This window comes from Bordetella genomosp. 9 (assembly GCF_002119725.1).
GTDB lineage: Bacteria > Pseudomonadota > Gammaproteobacteria > Burkholderiales > Burkholderiaceae_B > Bordetella_C.
This window is the reverse complement of sequence record NZ_CP021109.1, coordinates 3,306,237-3,321,270: the sequence shown is the minus strand read 5'-3', so window position 1 is coordinate 3,321,270 and position 15,034 is coordinate 3,306,237. Positions and strand designations below refer to the sequence as shown.

Annotated in this window: 13 protein-coding genes; 6 read left to right on the top strand and 7 right to left on the bottom strand. The window is 67.2% G+C overall.

Annotated elements, in window-relative coordinates:
- Window positions 1–60 precede the first annotated feature (60 nt).
- From CAL13_RS15215 to CAL13_RS15200, 4 genes are all read right to left on the bottom strand, one after another.
- The gene (locus tag CAL13_RS15215) at window positions 61–906 is read right to left on the bottom strand and encodes an inositol monophosphatase family protein (RefSeq protein ID WP_086058141.1); all 846 of its coding nucleotides are present in this window, start codon (window positions 904–906) and stop codon (window positions 61–63) included.
- Window positions 907–1,379: 473 nt separating this feature from the next.
- Window positions 1,380–2,267: a DUF72 domain-containing protein gene (locus CAL13_RS15210; RefSeq protein ID WP_086072841.1), complete on the bottom strand. Its 888-nt coding sequence runs from the start codon at window positions 2,265–2,267 to the stop codon at window positions 1,380–1,382.
- A gap of 27 nt (window positions 2,268–2,294) precedes the next feature.
- Entirely contained in the window at window positions 2,295–3,506 is a 1,212-nt protein-coding gene (locus tag CAL13_RS15205) for an FAD-dependent monooxygenase (RefSeq protein WP_086072840.1), read from the bottom strand.
- Window positions 3,507–3,524: 18 nt separating this feature from the next.
- Window positions 3,525–4,544, bottom strand: a complete 1,020-nt coding sequence (locus tag CAL13_RS15200) for a Bug family tripartite tricarboxylate transporter substrate binding protein (RefSeq protein WP_232467670.1) — start codon at window positions 4,542–4,544, stop codon at window positions 3,525–3,527.
- A gap of 132 nt (window positions 4,545–4,676) precedes the next feature.
- On the opposite strand from CAL13_RS15200, the gene CAL13_RS15195 reads away from it, so the two are divergent.
- The gene (locus CAL13_RS15195; protein WP_086058138.1) at window positions 4,677–5,579 is read left to right on the top strand and encodes a LysR family transcriptional regulator; all 903 of its coding nucleotides are present in this window, start codon (window positions 4,677–4,679) and stop codon (window positions 5,577–5,579) included.
- Window positions 5,580–5,651: 72 nt separating this feature from the next.
- On the opposite strand, the gene CAL13_RS15190 is transcribed toward CAL13_RS15195, so the two are convergent.
- On the bottom strand, window positions 5,652–6,101 hold the full coding sequence (locus CAL13_RS15190) for a PA2169 family four-helix-bundle protein (protein WP_086058137.1): 450 nt from the start codon (window positions 6,099–6,101) through the stop codon (window positions 5,652–5,654).
- A gap of 188 nt (window positions 6,102–6,289) precedes the next feature.
- Here CAL13_RS15190 and CAL13_RS15185 point away from each other — a divergent pair, with 188 nt between their 5' ends.
- The gene (locus CAL13_RS15185) at window positions 6,290–8,371 is read left to right on the top strand and encodes an ATP-dependent helicase (RefSeq protein ID WP_086072839.1); all 2,082 of its coding nucleotides are present in this window, start codon (window positions 6,290–6,292) and stop codon (window positions 8,369–8,371) included.
- Window positions 8,372–8,414: 43 nt separating this feature from the next.
- Here the strand turns inward: CAL13_RS15185 and CAL13_RS15180 are convergent, their stop codons facing one another.
- Window positions 8,415–8,660, bottom strand: coding sequence for a hypothetical protein (locus CAL13_RS15180; protein WP_086072838.1), 246 nt, complete (start codon window positions 8,658–8,660; stop codon window positions 8,415–8,417).
- Window positions 8,661–8,798: 138 nt separating this feature from the next.
- Window positions 8,799–9,698, bottom strand: coding sequence for a DUF72 domain-containing protein (locus tag CAL13_RS15175; protein WP_086072837.1), 900 nt, complete (start codon window positions 9,696–9,698; stop codon window positions 8,799–8,801).
- Between the two features lie 172 nt (window positions 9,699–9,870).
- Between CAL13_RS15175 and CAL13_RS15170 the strand changes: the two genes are divergently transcribed.
- The 4 genes from CAL13_RS15170 (at window position 9,871) to CAL13_RS15155 (ending at window position 15,034) form a co-directional block, all read left to right on the top strand.
- The gene (locus CAL13_RS15170) at window positions 9,871–10,908 is read left to right on the top strand and encodes a magnesium and cobalt transport protein CorA (protein ID WP_086058133.1); all 1,038 of its coding nucleotides are present in this window, start codon (window positions 9,871–9,873) and stop codon (window positions 10,906–10,908) included.
- 117 nt (window positions 10,909–11,025) lie between these two features.
- Window positions 11,026–11,631, top strand: a complete 606-nt coding sequence (locus CAL13_RS15165; protein ID WP_420042458.1) for a thermonuclease family protein — start codon at window positions 11,026–11,028, stop codon at window positions 11,629–11,631.
- Window positions 11,632–11,822: 191 nt separating this feature from the next.
- Entirely contained in the window at window positions 11,823–14,060 is a 2,238-nt protein-coding gene (locus tag CAL13_RS15160; RefSeq protein WP_086072836.1) for an ABC transporter substrate-binding protein, read from the top strand.
- On the top strand, window positions 14,057–15,034 hold the full coding sequence (locus CAL13_RS15155) for an ABC transporter permease (protein WP_086058130.1): 978 nt from the start codon (window positions 14,057–14,059) through the stop codon (window positions 15,032–15,034). The genes CAL13_RS15160 and CAL13_RS15155 overlap by 4 nt, the downstream gene beginning before the upstream one ends.

The following is a 15,034-nucleotide window of genomic DNA, read 5'->3' as shown; positions in this document are numbered from 1 at the left end:
TTTACTAATGTACTCCGGCCATCCCCGTCCGGCCGCCGCAAACCTTGCCCGGCGCAGGGTTTATGCGGGACTGTTCTCGCCCATCAGCAGGCGGTGGGCGGCCTTCCAGCTGCCGGCGTCGGGCGCGTAGAGCAGGCCGCCGCCGCGATGCGTGGGCTTGTAGGGCGTGCCGTCGAAGTGTGCGCTGTAGCCGCCGGCCTCGTGGTGCAGCAGCCAGCCCGCGGCATGATCCCAGGGCATCAGCCGGCCGTACAGCAGTACGTGCGCGTGGCCGCCGGCCAGCATGCGGTACTCATGCGCGGAGCAGTTCAGGATCGTGGACGACGCAAGGCCCAGCGCGTTGGCGTTCACCGCGGCCCGCAGCGGCTCGTCGAGCTGCTGCGCGGCGATCAGCCCCACCATTTGCTCCGCCGGGACCGGCGCCGCCACCTGCAGCGGGGTCTGCGCCCCGTGCTCGTTCTCGAGCCACGCGCCTTCTCCGCGCAACGCGACCGCCGCATCGCGGCACACCGGATCGTAGATGATGCCGGCCATCACTTCGCCGCGGCTGACGGCCGCCACCATCACGCCGAACAAGGGCAGTCCCGCCACGTAATTGCGGGTACCGTCGATGGGGTCGATCAGAAACGCCAGTTCGGCGTCGATCCAGACATTCAGCAGCGCCGGATTGCGCGAACAGGCTTCCTCGCCGACCATGACGGCGTTCGGGTAAATGCGCGACAAGCGATCGCCGATGAAGCGCTCGGCCGATTCGTCGGCGTCCGTCACCAGGTCCAGCGCGGACGTTTTGTTGCGCACGGCGTCCGCGGCCAGATTGCGAAAGCGCGGCATGATTTCCGTGGCGGCGGCTTCCGCCAGGATCGCGGCGATGCGGCGGATTTCTTCACGGCTGAATGATCGGAGCATGGTGGCTGGCGTCCCGCCGTCCCCGCGCCGGAAGGCGGCGGGACGCCCCGCACGCCGGCCAGGGGGGGCGGGGCGCAGCGGAAAGGACTATGAAGGAAAGGGAGCCGAATCTACCACGGTCCGACGGACGTGGGTGCGCGCGGCGGGCGAAGCGGGCCGTGCGCGGATTCTGCGCGCCGCTTGCAAGCACTTGTCGCGCAAGGGTTTTTTGCATCTGCCCAAAGACTATCCCAAGGGTTTTCCACAAAACGTGGGGATAAGCGCCGGGAGACCGCATTGCGCGATTGCTGTGCGCGCGTCACAAGTCTTTATCACGCAAGGACTTTTTCCAGCTGCTCAAGTGCTATCCCATGGGTTTTCCACATTTTGTGGGGATAAGATGGCGCTCGGCCGGAGCCGATGTCCACCACTTTGGCGGCGCGCTCGCACGGTGTGCGCGCATGCATTTGCGCTTCATCCCAGCGCAAGCGCCGTCAGAGCGCTCGCATCAGTCCCTGGGCGTTGCGCACGCCCTGGTCTTCGAAGTTCGTATTCAGGATCACGTGGGTCTGACGCACGCGGTTCGCCAGCTCGCGTACGCGGCGCGCGATCTCTTCCAGTTCGGCCTCGCTGTATTCGTAGGTGAAGCGGCTGGACGAACGCGGGCCGGACGCCGACCAGGTGTCGGCATTGCGCCCGTGCATCCTGACCACCGCCAGATCGGCGGAGGTGGTCTCCCAGACCGCCGGGACGGTGTCCTGGAAGCCCTGCGGCGCGTCGACCACGGTATGCACGGCGTTCAGGTCGCGCAGGAAGTCCAGCGTAGACGCGGTGGCGGCCGGGTTGGCAAACCAGTCGCGATGGCGGAACTCCACCGAGGCGCGATGATCTTCCAGCCGGGTCACGCAATCGGCCACGCGCGCGCGGCCGCGCGCATCGGGGCGGATCCAGCGCGGAAACTGGAAATGCACGGCGCCGAGCCGGTCCGACATGCGCAACGGTTCCAGCGCGAACACGAAACGCCGCCAGGTTTCGTCGACGATGTCATCGGGCAGCTGGCCGGCAAAGACCACATCGCTCCCGGAGGCGGGCAGCTCGGCGCGCAGATCGGCATCCAGCGCCGACAGCGGCGTCTGGTGGCCCGTGAAGAGCCGGAAGGCCTTTACGTTGAACACAAAGCCGGCCGGCGTGCGGGCGGCCCATGCCTGGGCATTGTGCGCCGAGGGCAAGGCATAGAAGCTGGAGTCCACTTCCGCGATCGGGAAACGGGTGGCGTAGTGGCGCAGCCGCGCTTCGGCCGTGGACGCCTGCGGCGGATAGAAGCGGCCGCAGGCCAGCAGGGTCGGATCGGTCCAGGACGCGGTGCCGACCAGAATGGACATGCGGTATCTCCCTAGCGTTGACAGGCCCTAGATTTCCACGGCGTCCACGTCGTAGGTGAACAGCCATTCATAACGCTCGCGCACGCGCGCTTCGTTCCATTCGCGGTCCACATAGGCCGCGGCGCCTTCAGCGTGCGCCAAGGCAGGGTTATGAAACCGGCGCGCGTTCTCCGCCGAACCGCGCACTACGCGGGCTGTGCGATCCTTGCGCAGTGCCTCATAGCGCGCCAGGGCCTTTTCGGCGCCGCCCGCCATCTCGGTCAGGCAACGCGCCAGAATGTAGCCGTCTTCGATGGCCATCGCGGCGCCCGACGCCAGCATGGGCAGCGTGGGATGGCAAGCGTCGCCCAGCAGGGTAACGCGGCCCCGCGACCAGACCGGCAAAGGCTCGCGCAGCATCAGCGCCCACTTGAACGGCTGGTCCAGCGCGCGGATGAGGGTATGCACGTCCTCGTGCCACTTCGCGAAGTCGCGCAGGCATTCTTCCGTGGAACCCTGTTGCGTCCACGATTCCACTTGCCAGTCATCGCGTTCCAGGATGCCAACGAAGTTGACCAGTTCCGCCCGTCGCAGCGGGTAGTGTATGACGTGCGCGCCCGGCCCCACCCAGTTCACGGCATACGGCTCGCGCAGGTGAGCGGGCAGGCGGTCGGCCGGGATGACGCCGCGCCACGCCAGCGCGCCGGAAAATGTCGCTTCGTCGGTCCCGAAGAGGCTGGCGCGTATGCGGGAATGGACCCCGTCCGCGCCAACCAGCACCGCGGCTTTGCGCGTCGTGCCGTCGGCCAGGAGCGCCACCGCCTGGCCGCCTTCCTGCCGGACGGACTCCACGCGCGCATTCAGTTCGATCGCGTCAGGATCCGCCGCACGCACTGCCTCGACCAGCGCCGCATGCAGGTCGGCCCGATAGATGGTCAGGTAGGGATAGCCGTAGCGCGCGACCGATTGCGCGCCCAGATCGAACAGCGGCCAGGTCTGGCCGGTATTCCACAGGCGGATGCGCTTGCCTGCGGCCGGGCTGGCCACCCGCAGCAGCGCTTCTTCCAGGCCCAGATTGAACAGCGCCCGGTTGGCGTTGGCGCTGAGCTGAATGCCGGCGCCCAGCTCACGCAGGGCCGGCGCCTGTTCGAGCACGCGCACGCGCAGGCCGCGCCGCAACAGGGCCAGGGCGGCGGTCAGGCCGCCCAGGCCGGCGCCGGCGATGAGAACGTCGGGATGGCTCGAGGCATTGGTAGACATGTAAGGTCCTTGGCGATGCTATTCGGGTTTCACATTGGCGGTCTTGACGATCCCGGTCCACTTGGCCAGATCGGTCTGGATGGTCCTGGCGTAGTCCTGCGGCGTACCGCCCACCGGTTCCAGCCCCAGGTCCTGCATCTGCCTGATCACGTCGGGATCCTTTGCGGCCGCGGTCAAGGCGCGCGCGAGCGTATCCACCACGGCAGGCGGCGTGCCGGCGGGGGCGAGCAGACCGAACCAGGAGTACGCCTCATAAGGCTGGCCCAGCGCCTCCGACAGCGTCGGCACGTCCGGCAGCTTGGCGTAGCGCTGCACCCCGGTGGTGGCATAGGCGCGCAGCTTGCCGGCGGCAATCTGCGGATACAGCAGCGTCACGGTGTCGAACAGCAGGTCGACCTGGCCGCCGATGACGTCGGTCATCGCCGGCGCGCCGCCGCGGTAGGGCACGTGCAGCAGATGAATACCGGCGGTGTTGTTGAACAGCTCCGCAGCAAGATGGCCGATCGACCCCGTGCCCGCCGAGGCGATCGTGACGCGGTGGTTCTTCGCATACCCGACCAGGTCGCTCAGCGTGTGCGGCGGATAATCGGGGCGGCCAACCAGGATGAGCGGCCCGCGCACCGCCATGCCGATCGGCGTGAAGGACTTGATGGGGTCGTACTGCAGGTTCGTATAAAGCGCAGGCGCCACCACCAGACTGCTCGTGCCGCCCCATAACAGGGTATAGCCGTCGGCTTGCGCGCGCGTGACGGCGGCCGTGCCGACGCTGCCGCCCGCCCCCGCGCGGTTTTCCACGATAACGGGCTGTCCCAGTTTTTCGCTCATCGCCTTGCTGAACAGGCGCGCGCTGCTGTCCGTCGGCCCGCCGGGCGGGAAGGGGACTACAAGGGTGATCGGCTTGGCCGGATAGGGGGAAGCAGCCGCCGCCATCGTGCCCGATAGCGCGGTCAGCCCGATCAGGAGCATGCCGGCCGCGTGGCGCAGGGCGCGCGCGGCAATCCGCGCGCGGGGCGGACGAGGCGAAAGAAAGTCGAACATAGGTGTCTCCGGTGTCGTCGTTGTGGTTGTCGCGGCGGGCGTCGCGGATCGGACCGCCAGGGCACATTTCAGCAAAGCCGATTGAAAAAGTGAAAGCACGTTATCTAGTCAGTTAACAACTAGAATTTGTGAATGAACTTTTCCCTACGCCAGCTGCAGGCCTTCATCGCCGTCGCCCGCCATGCCAGCTTCACCAAGGCGGCCGAGCAGTTCCACATCACGCAGGCCGGGTTGAGCGCGATGGTGCGCGACCTGGAAACGCAGTTGAACTGCCAACTGTTCGAGCGCACGACCCGCGTGGTGCGCCTGACGCCGGCGGGCGCGCAGCTTCTGCCTGTCGTGATGCGGACGGTCGGCGAACTGGGCGTGGCGGTGGCCGATGCCGCATCGTTGGAGCGTCCGCGCCGCAACCGGGCCCGTATCGGCGTGACGCCCCTGATCGCCTGCAGCGTCATACCGGAGGTGCTGCGGCGATTTGGCCAGATCGCGCCGCAGGCGGATATCGAAGTCGCGGATCTGGATCGGCGATTGATCCAGCAGCAGGTCGAACGTGGAGAACTGGACGCCGGCTTTGGCGCCTTCTTCCATCGCGTTTCAGGCATGCGCCGCCGTGCGCTGTTCCAATGGCATCTGGTACTGGCCATGGCGCCGGGCGCCCGCCGCGCGCCACAGGCCGTGGGGTGGCGCGACATCGCCACGGACGGCTTGATATCCCTGCCGCGCGACAATCCCATCCAACAGCTTGTGGACCGCCGTCTGCGCATCGCGCCCGGCGATGGGCTGGCGTCGTCCGGGCGTACGGTGACCCATTTGGAAACGGCCTTGGCGCTGGTTGAGGCGGGCTTGGGCCAGGCGGTCGTGCCGTCCTTCGCGGCCATTGCCCGCTCGCGCTGGCGCGTGCGCTTTGCCAGGGTCGAACCGATGACGGCGCTGGACTACTACTGCATCACAAGGGCAGGAAGTGCCGCCTCGCCGCTGGTCGACCAATTCGCCGCCACTTTCGCCGCCGTTGCCGCGCGCCATATGAGCGCATGAAAAAACCGCCGCGATAAGGCGGCGGCATCAGGTGCGCGCGTGGTTCATGCGCGCATGCGCGAGCGGGCGCGCTCAGGCGCTGGCGCGATAGCGGTCGCGCAGGGCCCGGATCTGGTCGTGATTGCGCAGCACCCCTTCGTACTGTTTCTGGATGACGGCGCGGATGTCCTCGGGCAGCGGTTCGCGCAGCGCGTCGGTGTAGTCGTGCTTGGCGACGTCCTCGCCGCGTTCGCATTCCTCAAGGATGCTGGCGTCCGAGCGCCCGGTCACCGCGGACTTCAGGTGTACCCAGCCGCGGTGCACCGCGCCGGCCACGCTCCCGCCGGTTTCAGGCTTGCCGCCCAGCCGCGTGACGATGGCTTGCAGCTCCGCTGCGCCGGCGGCGCAGTCGTTGGCGCGGTTCTGGAACAGGCCGCGCAGTTCGGGGTCCTTGGTGTCCTCGGCGGCAGCGAGGAAACCCTTTTCCCCGTTCTTGCTGGTCTCGATCAGATTGTTCAGCAGTTTGACGATACGGTCGGCCATTGCGATTCTCCTTCGAAGACGAAAAACTGCACGCTGCCCCCGCGGCAACGCGCCCTGGCGAGGCAGAGCAATCCACGTACCCGCGCGCAGCCCGGAACTGAGGTTTTATCCAGTATCATTGCGGATGGCCCCGCGCCGCGTTTAGCTCGTCCGTTTCGCTCGTTACCCATACCGTCCCGTCCTTGTCCATGTCCGAACTCTCCCCCGGCGCCGACGCGCCCGACCCGCTCGCCGACCTCAATCCCCGGCAGCGCGAGGCCGCGGAGTACGGGGTGGGGCCGGCTCCCGGCGGCCCGTTGCTGGTCATCGCGGGGGCGGGGTCCGGCAAGACCAATACGCTTGCGCACCGGGTCGCGAATCTCATCCTGCGCGGCGCCGACCCGCAGCGCATGCTGCTGCTGACGTTCTCGCGCCGGGCCGCCATCGAAATGGAGCGGCGGGCGGGCACGGTGTTGCAGAAGGTGCTGCGCCAGCGTGCCGGTCAGACGCCGCCGGCGCTGCCATGGGCAGGCACCTTTCACAGCATCGGCGCCCGCCTGCTGCGCGAATATGCGCCGCAGATCGGGCTGTCGGAATCCTTCACCATTCACGACCGCGGCGACTCGGAAGACCTCATGGGCATGGTGCGCCATGAACTGGGTCTGTCTTCCACCGAGGCGCGCTTCCCCTTGAAGGGCAGCTGCCTGGCCATCTATTCCCGCGTCGTGAACAGCCAGTCGCCGCTGGACGTGGCGCTGCGGGAGCAGTTTCCCTGGTGCGCCCAATGGGAAGAAGCGCTGAAGCGCCTGTTCCGCGCCTACGTCGAAGCCAAGCAGGCGCAGCAGGTGCTCGACTACGACGACCTGCTGCTCTATTGGTCGGAGATGATGAGCCACCCCGCTATCGCACAGGACGTGGGCGGCCGTTTCGACCACGTCATGGTGGACGAGTACCAGGACACGAACCGTTTGCAGGCCGCGATCCTGCTGGCGATGAAGCCCGATGGGAGCGGCCTGACGGTGGTCGGCGACGACGCTCAATCCATCTATTCCTTCCGCGCCGCGACGGTGCGCAATATTCTGGATTTCCCAGGTCAGTTTCCGGCGCCGGCCAAGGTCGTCACGCTGGAGCGCAACTACCGATCGACCCAGCCCATCCTGGACGCTTCCAACGCGGTCATCGCGCTGGCGCGCGAGCGGCACGCCAAGGCGTTGTGGACCGATCGCAAGTCGTCGAACAAGCCCGCGCTGGTCACGGTGAGCGACGAAGCGGCGCAGGCCCGCTGGGTCGCGGACCAGGTGCTCGCGCGCCGCGAGGCAGGCGCCACGCTCAAGTCGCAGGCGGTGCTGTTTCGCGCATCCGGGCACAGCGCTGCCGTGGAGCTCGAGCTGACCCGGCGCAATATTCCCTTCGTCAAGTTCGGCGGCCTGCGTTTTCTGGAAGCCGCGCATATCAAGGATGTGCTCGCGATGTTGCGCTGGGCGCAGAATCCGCGCAGCCGCATGTCCGGTTTTCGTGCCGCCCAACTGGTGCCCGGCATCGGCCCGGCGACGGCGGCGCGCCTGATGGACGCGATGGACGCCGCCCCCGATCCGCTTGCCGCGCTGGACGGATTCAAGCCCGGCAGCGCCGCGCGCGAAGGCTGGCAGGCGTTTGCGCAGGCGTACAGGTCCTTGTGCGCGCCCGGCCTGGCCTGGCCGGCGGACCTCGATATCGCGCTGCGCTGGTACGGGCCGCATCTCGAACGCCTGTACGAGGATGCGCGCGTGCGCAAGGCCGACCTGGACCAGCTTGCGCGCATCGCCACCGGCTATCCGTCCCGCGAGCGGTTCTTGACTGAACTCACGCTGGATCCGCCCGATGCCACCAGCGCAGAGGCCGGGCCGCCGCTGCGCGACGAGGACTACATGATCCTATCGACGATCCACTCCGCCAAGGGCCAGGAGTGGAAGTCGGTGTACGTGCTGAACGTGGTGGACGGCTGCATTCCGTCAGATATGGCGACGGGCGCATCGGAAGAGATCGAAGAGGAAAGGCGCCTGCTTTACGTCGCGATGACGCGCGCCAAGGAAGACCTGCACCTGATCGTGCCGCAACGCTTTTACGTGCACCAGCAGACCGGGCTGGGCGACCGGCATGTCTACGGATCGCGCACCCGGTTCATTCCGGACGAAATGACGAATCTGTTTGAATTCCTGCCCAAGGCGCCGGAACTGCCGGCCACCCGGCGCGGCGCGCCCGCGCCCGTCGCGCAGGTCGATGTGGCGGCGCGCCTGCGCAGGCTTTTCTAGGCGGCCTGGCCCAGGGTCGCCCGCGCAGGTCATTGTTGTTTACTCAGCGCGACGGCTTCTTATCGCTCTGGCTGCTCGAGCTGCCGGCATCTTCGCGCGGCGGCGGGGTGTGGCGGTCGGCCTTCTCGGCCACCGCGGGCGAGATCGGATCGCTGGCCGGGAAGGTCTCCTCCACGGCTTCGTCCAGATTCTCCTGATACTCCCGGTCCGCGTCCCTGCGTTTCTCGTCCGGTTCCTTGCCGCGCTGGGTAGGGTTGTCCGTTGCCGGCTTGCGGTTGTCTTCGGTCATGGCGTTCTCCTGTGGCGCGGCGCCTTTCCCGCTTCTTGCGCCGCGCTTTGGGTGGTTTGTCGGCTGATGCGCTGCATGCGCCCATCGGCTGCCCATCAGCAAAACGCGTGCCTTCCTTGCGGGCGCGCAGGGACGCGTTCAGACCGGTTGCATCGGCAGCTTCAGGGCGGCCATCAAGGCGCGCGCATCGCGCGGAGCCATCACTTTCATATCGTTGTCGAAATAACAATAGACGTCGCGCGGGCCGGATGCGCGCGGCCGCGGCCCCGCCAACCGGGCGCCCCGCGGCGTGGCGCCCCGGCTCCATACATCGATGCGGCGCGCCCAGTCTTCGATGGCTTGCGCGGTATAGCCGCTGCTGTACAGGACCTTGTCGCCGTGCAGGCGGACATAGGCGAAGTCGGCCGTTGCGTCCTCCAGCAGGGGCCATTTGCCTGCCGTATCCGCGGTGACCAGCGCGATGCCGCGCCGCCGCAGCGATAAAACGAACTCCGGGCAGGCGAAGCTCGGATGCCGCACCTCCATGGCATGGCGCAGCGGCCGCCGGGCGTCGGCATCGACGACGCTGCGCCCTCGCATGCGGGGGCCATGGCGGTGGGCCAGGCGCGCGGCGGCCTCGGTGTCTCGAGGCAAAAGGTCCAGGAAGGGTTCGATCCGGTCCGGATCCCATTGCAGGGTCGGCGGCAACTGCCACAGGATGGGCCCGAGCTTTTCGCGCAAGGCAAGAATGCCGGAGGCAAAGAAGTTCGCCATCGCTTCTTCCACATTGCGCAGCCGCAACGTGTGCGTCAGGAAACGCGGGCCCTTGACCGCGAACACGAAGCCGCCGGGCGTTTCGTCCCGCCATGATGCGAAGGCTTCGGGGCGCTGCAGGGAGTAGAAGGTGCCGTTGATTTCCACCGTGCATACCTGGTGGGCGGCATAGGCGAGTTCACGCGATTGCGGCAGGCCCTTGGGATAGAAGTTGCCGCGCCAGGGCGCGTAGCGCCAACCCGAAATGCCGATGCGGATGGCGGCAGGCTTGCGTCGTTCGGCCATGCGAGGAATCCATGGGGAAGAGGTTGCGCGCTGTTTGCAAGTGCTGTGCCGTGGCATATCGCGCCGCCTGGGGCGTACGGTCTTGCGACGCGCCCGGTGCTATGATCCTCGGCTTGCTGCGCAGCGGGCGGCGCGCCGCCCGCTGCGCGATACGGGCATTCAAGGAACCGGTATGCAGGACTCCGAGTCGAACCGCGCCATCGTGCCGCCGGCCGCGAACGGCAATGGCGGCGAATACGCGGGCGAGGTCGTCGCTTCCATTGCCTACGAAAAGGGTCGGCGCAGCGCGCAGGTGGCCATCGATCGGATTCACGAGTACGTGGGCCAGACCGAGCGCCTGTTGTGGCTGGGGCTGAAGAATCCGCATCCCGATCTGGTCACGCGTGTGGGCCAGGCGCTGAATCTTGGCGCCAAGGCGCTGGAAGAACTGCGCGAACCGCACCGGCGGCCGAAGATCATCGACTATGGCAACGTGGTGCTGGTGGTGGCCATCACCGTGGAAGTCGAGGGCGATCGGCCGCTGTTCGGCGAAACTCAGATCGTCATCGGCGACGGCTTCCTGGTCACCATACGACGGGGTTCCACCGCGCCGCACAGCGCCTTGCGCGAGCGCCTGGAAGCGGCCCCGGACCTGCTGGCCCGCGGCAGCGACTATATCGCCTCCGAGCTGCTGGATTTCCTGGTAGACCGCTACGTGCACGCCGCGACGCGGCTGGAAGGCATCGTCGAGAACGCCGAGCAGAAACTCCTGATACGCGGAGCCAAGGACGCCGATATCCGACGGCTGTACCGCCAGCGCCGCGATCTGCTGCGCATTCACAACGCCATCGCGCCGATGGCGGAGATCTGCCGCCGGCTGTCCCGCGTGGAAATGACCGCGATCGACGCCAACGCCCGTCCCTATTTCGGCGAAGTCGCCGATCGGGTGGTGCGTGTGGACGAGCTGATTGCGGCCCTGCGCGACGCGCTGGCCTTCGCGTTCGAGGCCAGCCTGATGATCGGCCAGTCGCAGCAGAACGACACGACGCGCCGGCTGGCTTCCTGGGCGGCCATCCTGGCCGTGCCCACGGCGGTGGCAGGCATCTACGGCATGAATTTCAAGTTCATGCCGGAACTGGAGTGGCACTACGGGTATCCGGTCACGTTGGCCGGAATCGCGGCGGCCTGTGGTCTCTTGTACTGGCGGTTTCGGCGCGCCGGCTGGCTCTAGCCGCGCCGATCCGCGCAAGGTCCCCGCGGCGCCCGCCCTGCACGACTTGCTATCATCCGGCCCTTCCGACCGGAGACAGTCATCGCGCCCCGTTCCACCTCCCTGCTATTGACGCCGCTGCGCGCCGTGCTTCGGCGTGCCGGCGTTTCGCGTCCCGTCATCGCGCTCGTCGCCGCCCTGGCGGCGGCGGGGCTGGGCTATTGCGCCTCGCCGTCCGGCCGCGCCCCGGCGCACGGCCAGGGCTATACCCTGGAAGGGCGCATCGTGCACGTTGCGGACGGCGATACCGTCACCCTGCTGGCGCGCGAGGGGCAGCGCCGCATCCGCCTGGCCAGTATCGACGCGCCGGAAACCGGGCATGGACGCGAAAAACCCGGTCAGCCCTACGCGCAGGCGGCGCGGCGCAATCTCGAGTCCCTGGTCGCCGGCCGCACGCTCACGGCGCGGTGCTATGAGCAGGACCGCTACGGCCGCGACGTGTGCGACCTGCCCTTGCAGGACGGACAGACCGCCAACCGAAGGCAGGTGGCGGACGGATATGCCTGGGCCAATACCGTGCGCCGCGGCGAATATCTGCGAGATCCATCCCTGCCGGGCCTGCAGCGCGAGGCGGAGCAGGCGCGTCGCGGCCTGTGGGCACAGCCTCACGCGGTGCCCCCGTGGGTATGGCGGCACGATTGCTGGAACGAAGGCAAGTGCGCCGCCGCCGCGCAGGCGCGGTGATTCGGCCGCGGCCCAAGCGCCGTGGCGGTTCTTCGGATTCCCGCCTTCCCAGTGCCTTGGCATGTTCTGGCCCGGGGGCTGGCCGCGCCACCGGACGCCGCCCGCGCCGCTCGTCCGGTAAATCCGTCCGATAATCTGCCCAGTTTGCTATTCTTGCCCCAAATCGACTTGCGGGCAGGACTGGACGATACATGGGGAGCATCAGGCGGCTTTGGGCTCTGGCGGCGTTTTGCGTCGGGGTGCTGGCAGGCTGCGGACAGGGCAGCCCGATCAACAGTCCTTATCCCGCCGGCGCGGAAAAACAGAACACGCTGTACACCGCGTTTACGCGCAATTCGCCGAAGTACCTGGACCCCGCCAGTTCCTATTCGGTCGACGAGACGCCATTCACGTACAACATCTATGAGCCGCTGTATGGCTACGATTACCTGCAGCGGCCGTACAAGCTGATCCCGCGCGCCGCGGCGGCGATCTCCCCGCCAACCTACCTGGACGCCCAGGGCAATGTGCTGCCGCAGGACGCGCCCGGCGCATCGATCGCCGAAAGCGTCTACGAAATCCCCATCCGTCCGGGCATCCGCTTCCAGCCCCATCCCGCCTTCGCGCGCAATCCCGACGGCAGCTATGTCTACTTTCCGCTGCGTCCCGGCGAGCTGGACGACAAGGCGTCGATTCCGGATTTTCCCCGCACGGGGACGCGCGAGCTGACCGCCGACGATTACGTCTACGCGTTCCGGCGCCTGGCCAGCCCGCGGGTGGTCTCGCCGATCTATTCGCTGATGGCGGACTATGTCGTGGGCATGAAGGCCTACGGCGACCGCCTGCGCGAACTGGATCAGGCGGCGCGGGCCAAGCTGCCCCCGGGCCAGCGCGACCTGCCGTGGCTGGACCTGCGGCAATCCGGTTTCCAAGGGGTCACCGCGCCCGACCCCCATACGCTGCGTATCCGGGTCAAGGGCAAGTACCCGCAGTTCAAGTACTGGCTGGCGATGACCTTCACCGCCCCGGTCCCCTGGGAGGCGGAACGTTTCTACAGCCAGCCCGGAATGTCCACGCGGAATCTGTCGTTGAACACCTGGCCGGTCGGCACCGGGCCGTACATGATGGTGGAATCGCTGCAGAACCGCCGCCACGTGCTGGCGCGCAATCCCAACTACCACGGCGAGCCTTATCCCTGTCAGGGAGAACCCGCCGACCGTGCAGCGGGCCGGCTGCAGGATTGCGGCAAGCCCACGCCTTTCATCGACAAGGTGGTATTCAGCATCGAAAAGGAATCGACGCCGCTCACCGGCAAGTTCCTGCAGGGCTATTACGACATCCCGCAGGTCGAGCGCGGCGAATATGGCGTGGCCATGCTGGTCGCCGCGGGCGACTCTCCCGACAAGGCTGCGCGCTACCGGGAACACGGCATCCAGCTGCCCACCGCGGTGGAGACCCAGAACTGGTACATGGGCTTCAACTGGAATGATCCCGTCGTGGGCAAGGGCGACACCCCGGAACGGCAGGAGCGCAATCGCAAGCTGCGCCAGGCCATCAGCATCGCCTTCGACTGGGAGGAATACATCGCCATTTTCGAAAACAGCCAGGCGGCCGTCGCTTATGGGCCCGTGCCGCCGGGCGTGTTGGGATACAAAGAGCCGCCGGAGGGCATCAATCCGGTGGTGTACGACCTGGTGGACGGCAAGCCCCGGCGCAAGTCCATCGACGTGGCCCGCAGGCTGCTGGCCGAGGCCGGGTACCCGAACGGCCGCGACGCGGTCACGGGCGAGCCCCTGGTGCTGCACTACGACGCCATGACCGGCATGGGGTCCAGCCCGATGTTCGACTGGATGCGGCGCCAACTGGACAAGCTGGGCATCCAGCTGGACGTGCGATCCACCGACTACAGCCGCTTCCAGGACAAGATGCGGCGCGGCACCGCGCAGATGTTCTTCTGGGGCTGGAACGCCGATTACCCGGATGCCGAGAATTTCCTTTTCCTGCTGTACGGACCCAACGCCAAGGCCGCCACTGGCGGCGAGAACGCGGCCAACTACGCCAATCCTGAATTCGACAAGCTGTTCGACCAGATGAAGTTCCTGGACGACGGTCCGGAGAAGGCCGCGCTGATCGACCGCATGGTGGCCATCGTCCAGCGTGACGCGCCGTGGATGTTCGGCTATTTCCCGATGTCCGGCGGGGCATATCAGCAATGGGTCGGCAATGCCAAGCCGACGCAGATGGTGCGCAACACACTGCAGTACATGAAGCTCGATCCGGCGCTTCGAACCGCGAAAATCCGCGAATGGAACCGGCCGATCTGGTGGCCGCTGGCTTTGCTGGCGGTATTGATCGTCCTGGCCGTCTGGCCTTCATACCGGGCGCTGCGCCGGCGCGAAAAACAGACGGCGTTCGGCGATCGCGCCGTGGCCGCGCGGGAGACGCCATGACTGCCTACATCATCCGGCGCCTGCTCTATGGCGTGCTGATCCTGATCGGCGTGAACCTGTTCACCTTCCTGCTTTTCTTCGCCGTCAACACGCCGGACGACATGGCGCGCCTGTCGATCGGCGGCCAGCGCGTCAGCCAGGATGCCATCGAGAAGTGGAAGGCCGAGCGCGGGTACGACAAGCCGCTGTTCTTCAATGCGTCAGCGCCGGGCCCGCAACGCTTCACCGATACGATCTTCTATCAGCGCTCCGTGCCCCTGCTGCGGCTGGAGTTCGGCGCGTCGGACGCGGGGCGGGACATCGGGCGCGAAATCCGCACAAGGATGTGGCCCAGCCTGGCGCTGGCGGTGCCCACCTTCCTGCTCGGCTTGTGGGCCAGCATCGTGTTTTCCCTGGCGCTGGTGTTTTTCCGCGCCACGCGCCTGGACTTCTGGGGCGTCGTGCTGTGCGTGGTGCTGCTGTCCATATCGGGGCTGTTCTACATCATCGCGGGCCAGTGGATGTTCTCCAAGCTGCTGCGGCTGGTGCCGTACTCGGGATTCGCCGGAGGGCTGGACGCGGTCAAGTTCCTTGCGCTTCCGGTGGCGGTTGCCGTGGTGTCGCGCCTCGGGCCGGAGGCGCGCTTCTACCGCACCCTGTTCCTGGAGGAGATCGGCAAGGATTACGTGCGCACCGCGCGCGCGAAGGGCCTGACCGAAGCCACGGTGCTGTTCCGCCACGTGCTGCGCAACGCCATGCTGCCCATCCTGACCGGCACCGTCGCCACGCTGCCGCTGCTGTTCATGGGCAGCCTGATATCGGAGTCCTTTTTCGGCATTCCGGGCCTGGGCAGCTACACGATCGACGCCATCAACGCCCAGGATTTCTCCATCGTGCGCGCGATGGTGTTCCTGGGCTCCGCCCTGTACATCGTCGGGCTGATCCTGGCCGACATTTCCTACACGCTGGCCGATCCCCGCGTGCGCTTCGAGTGA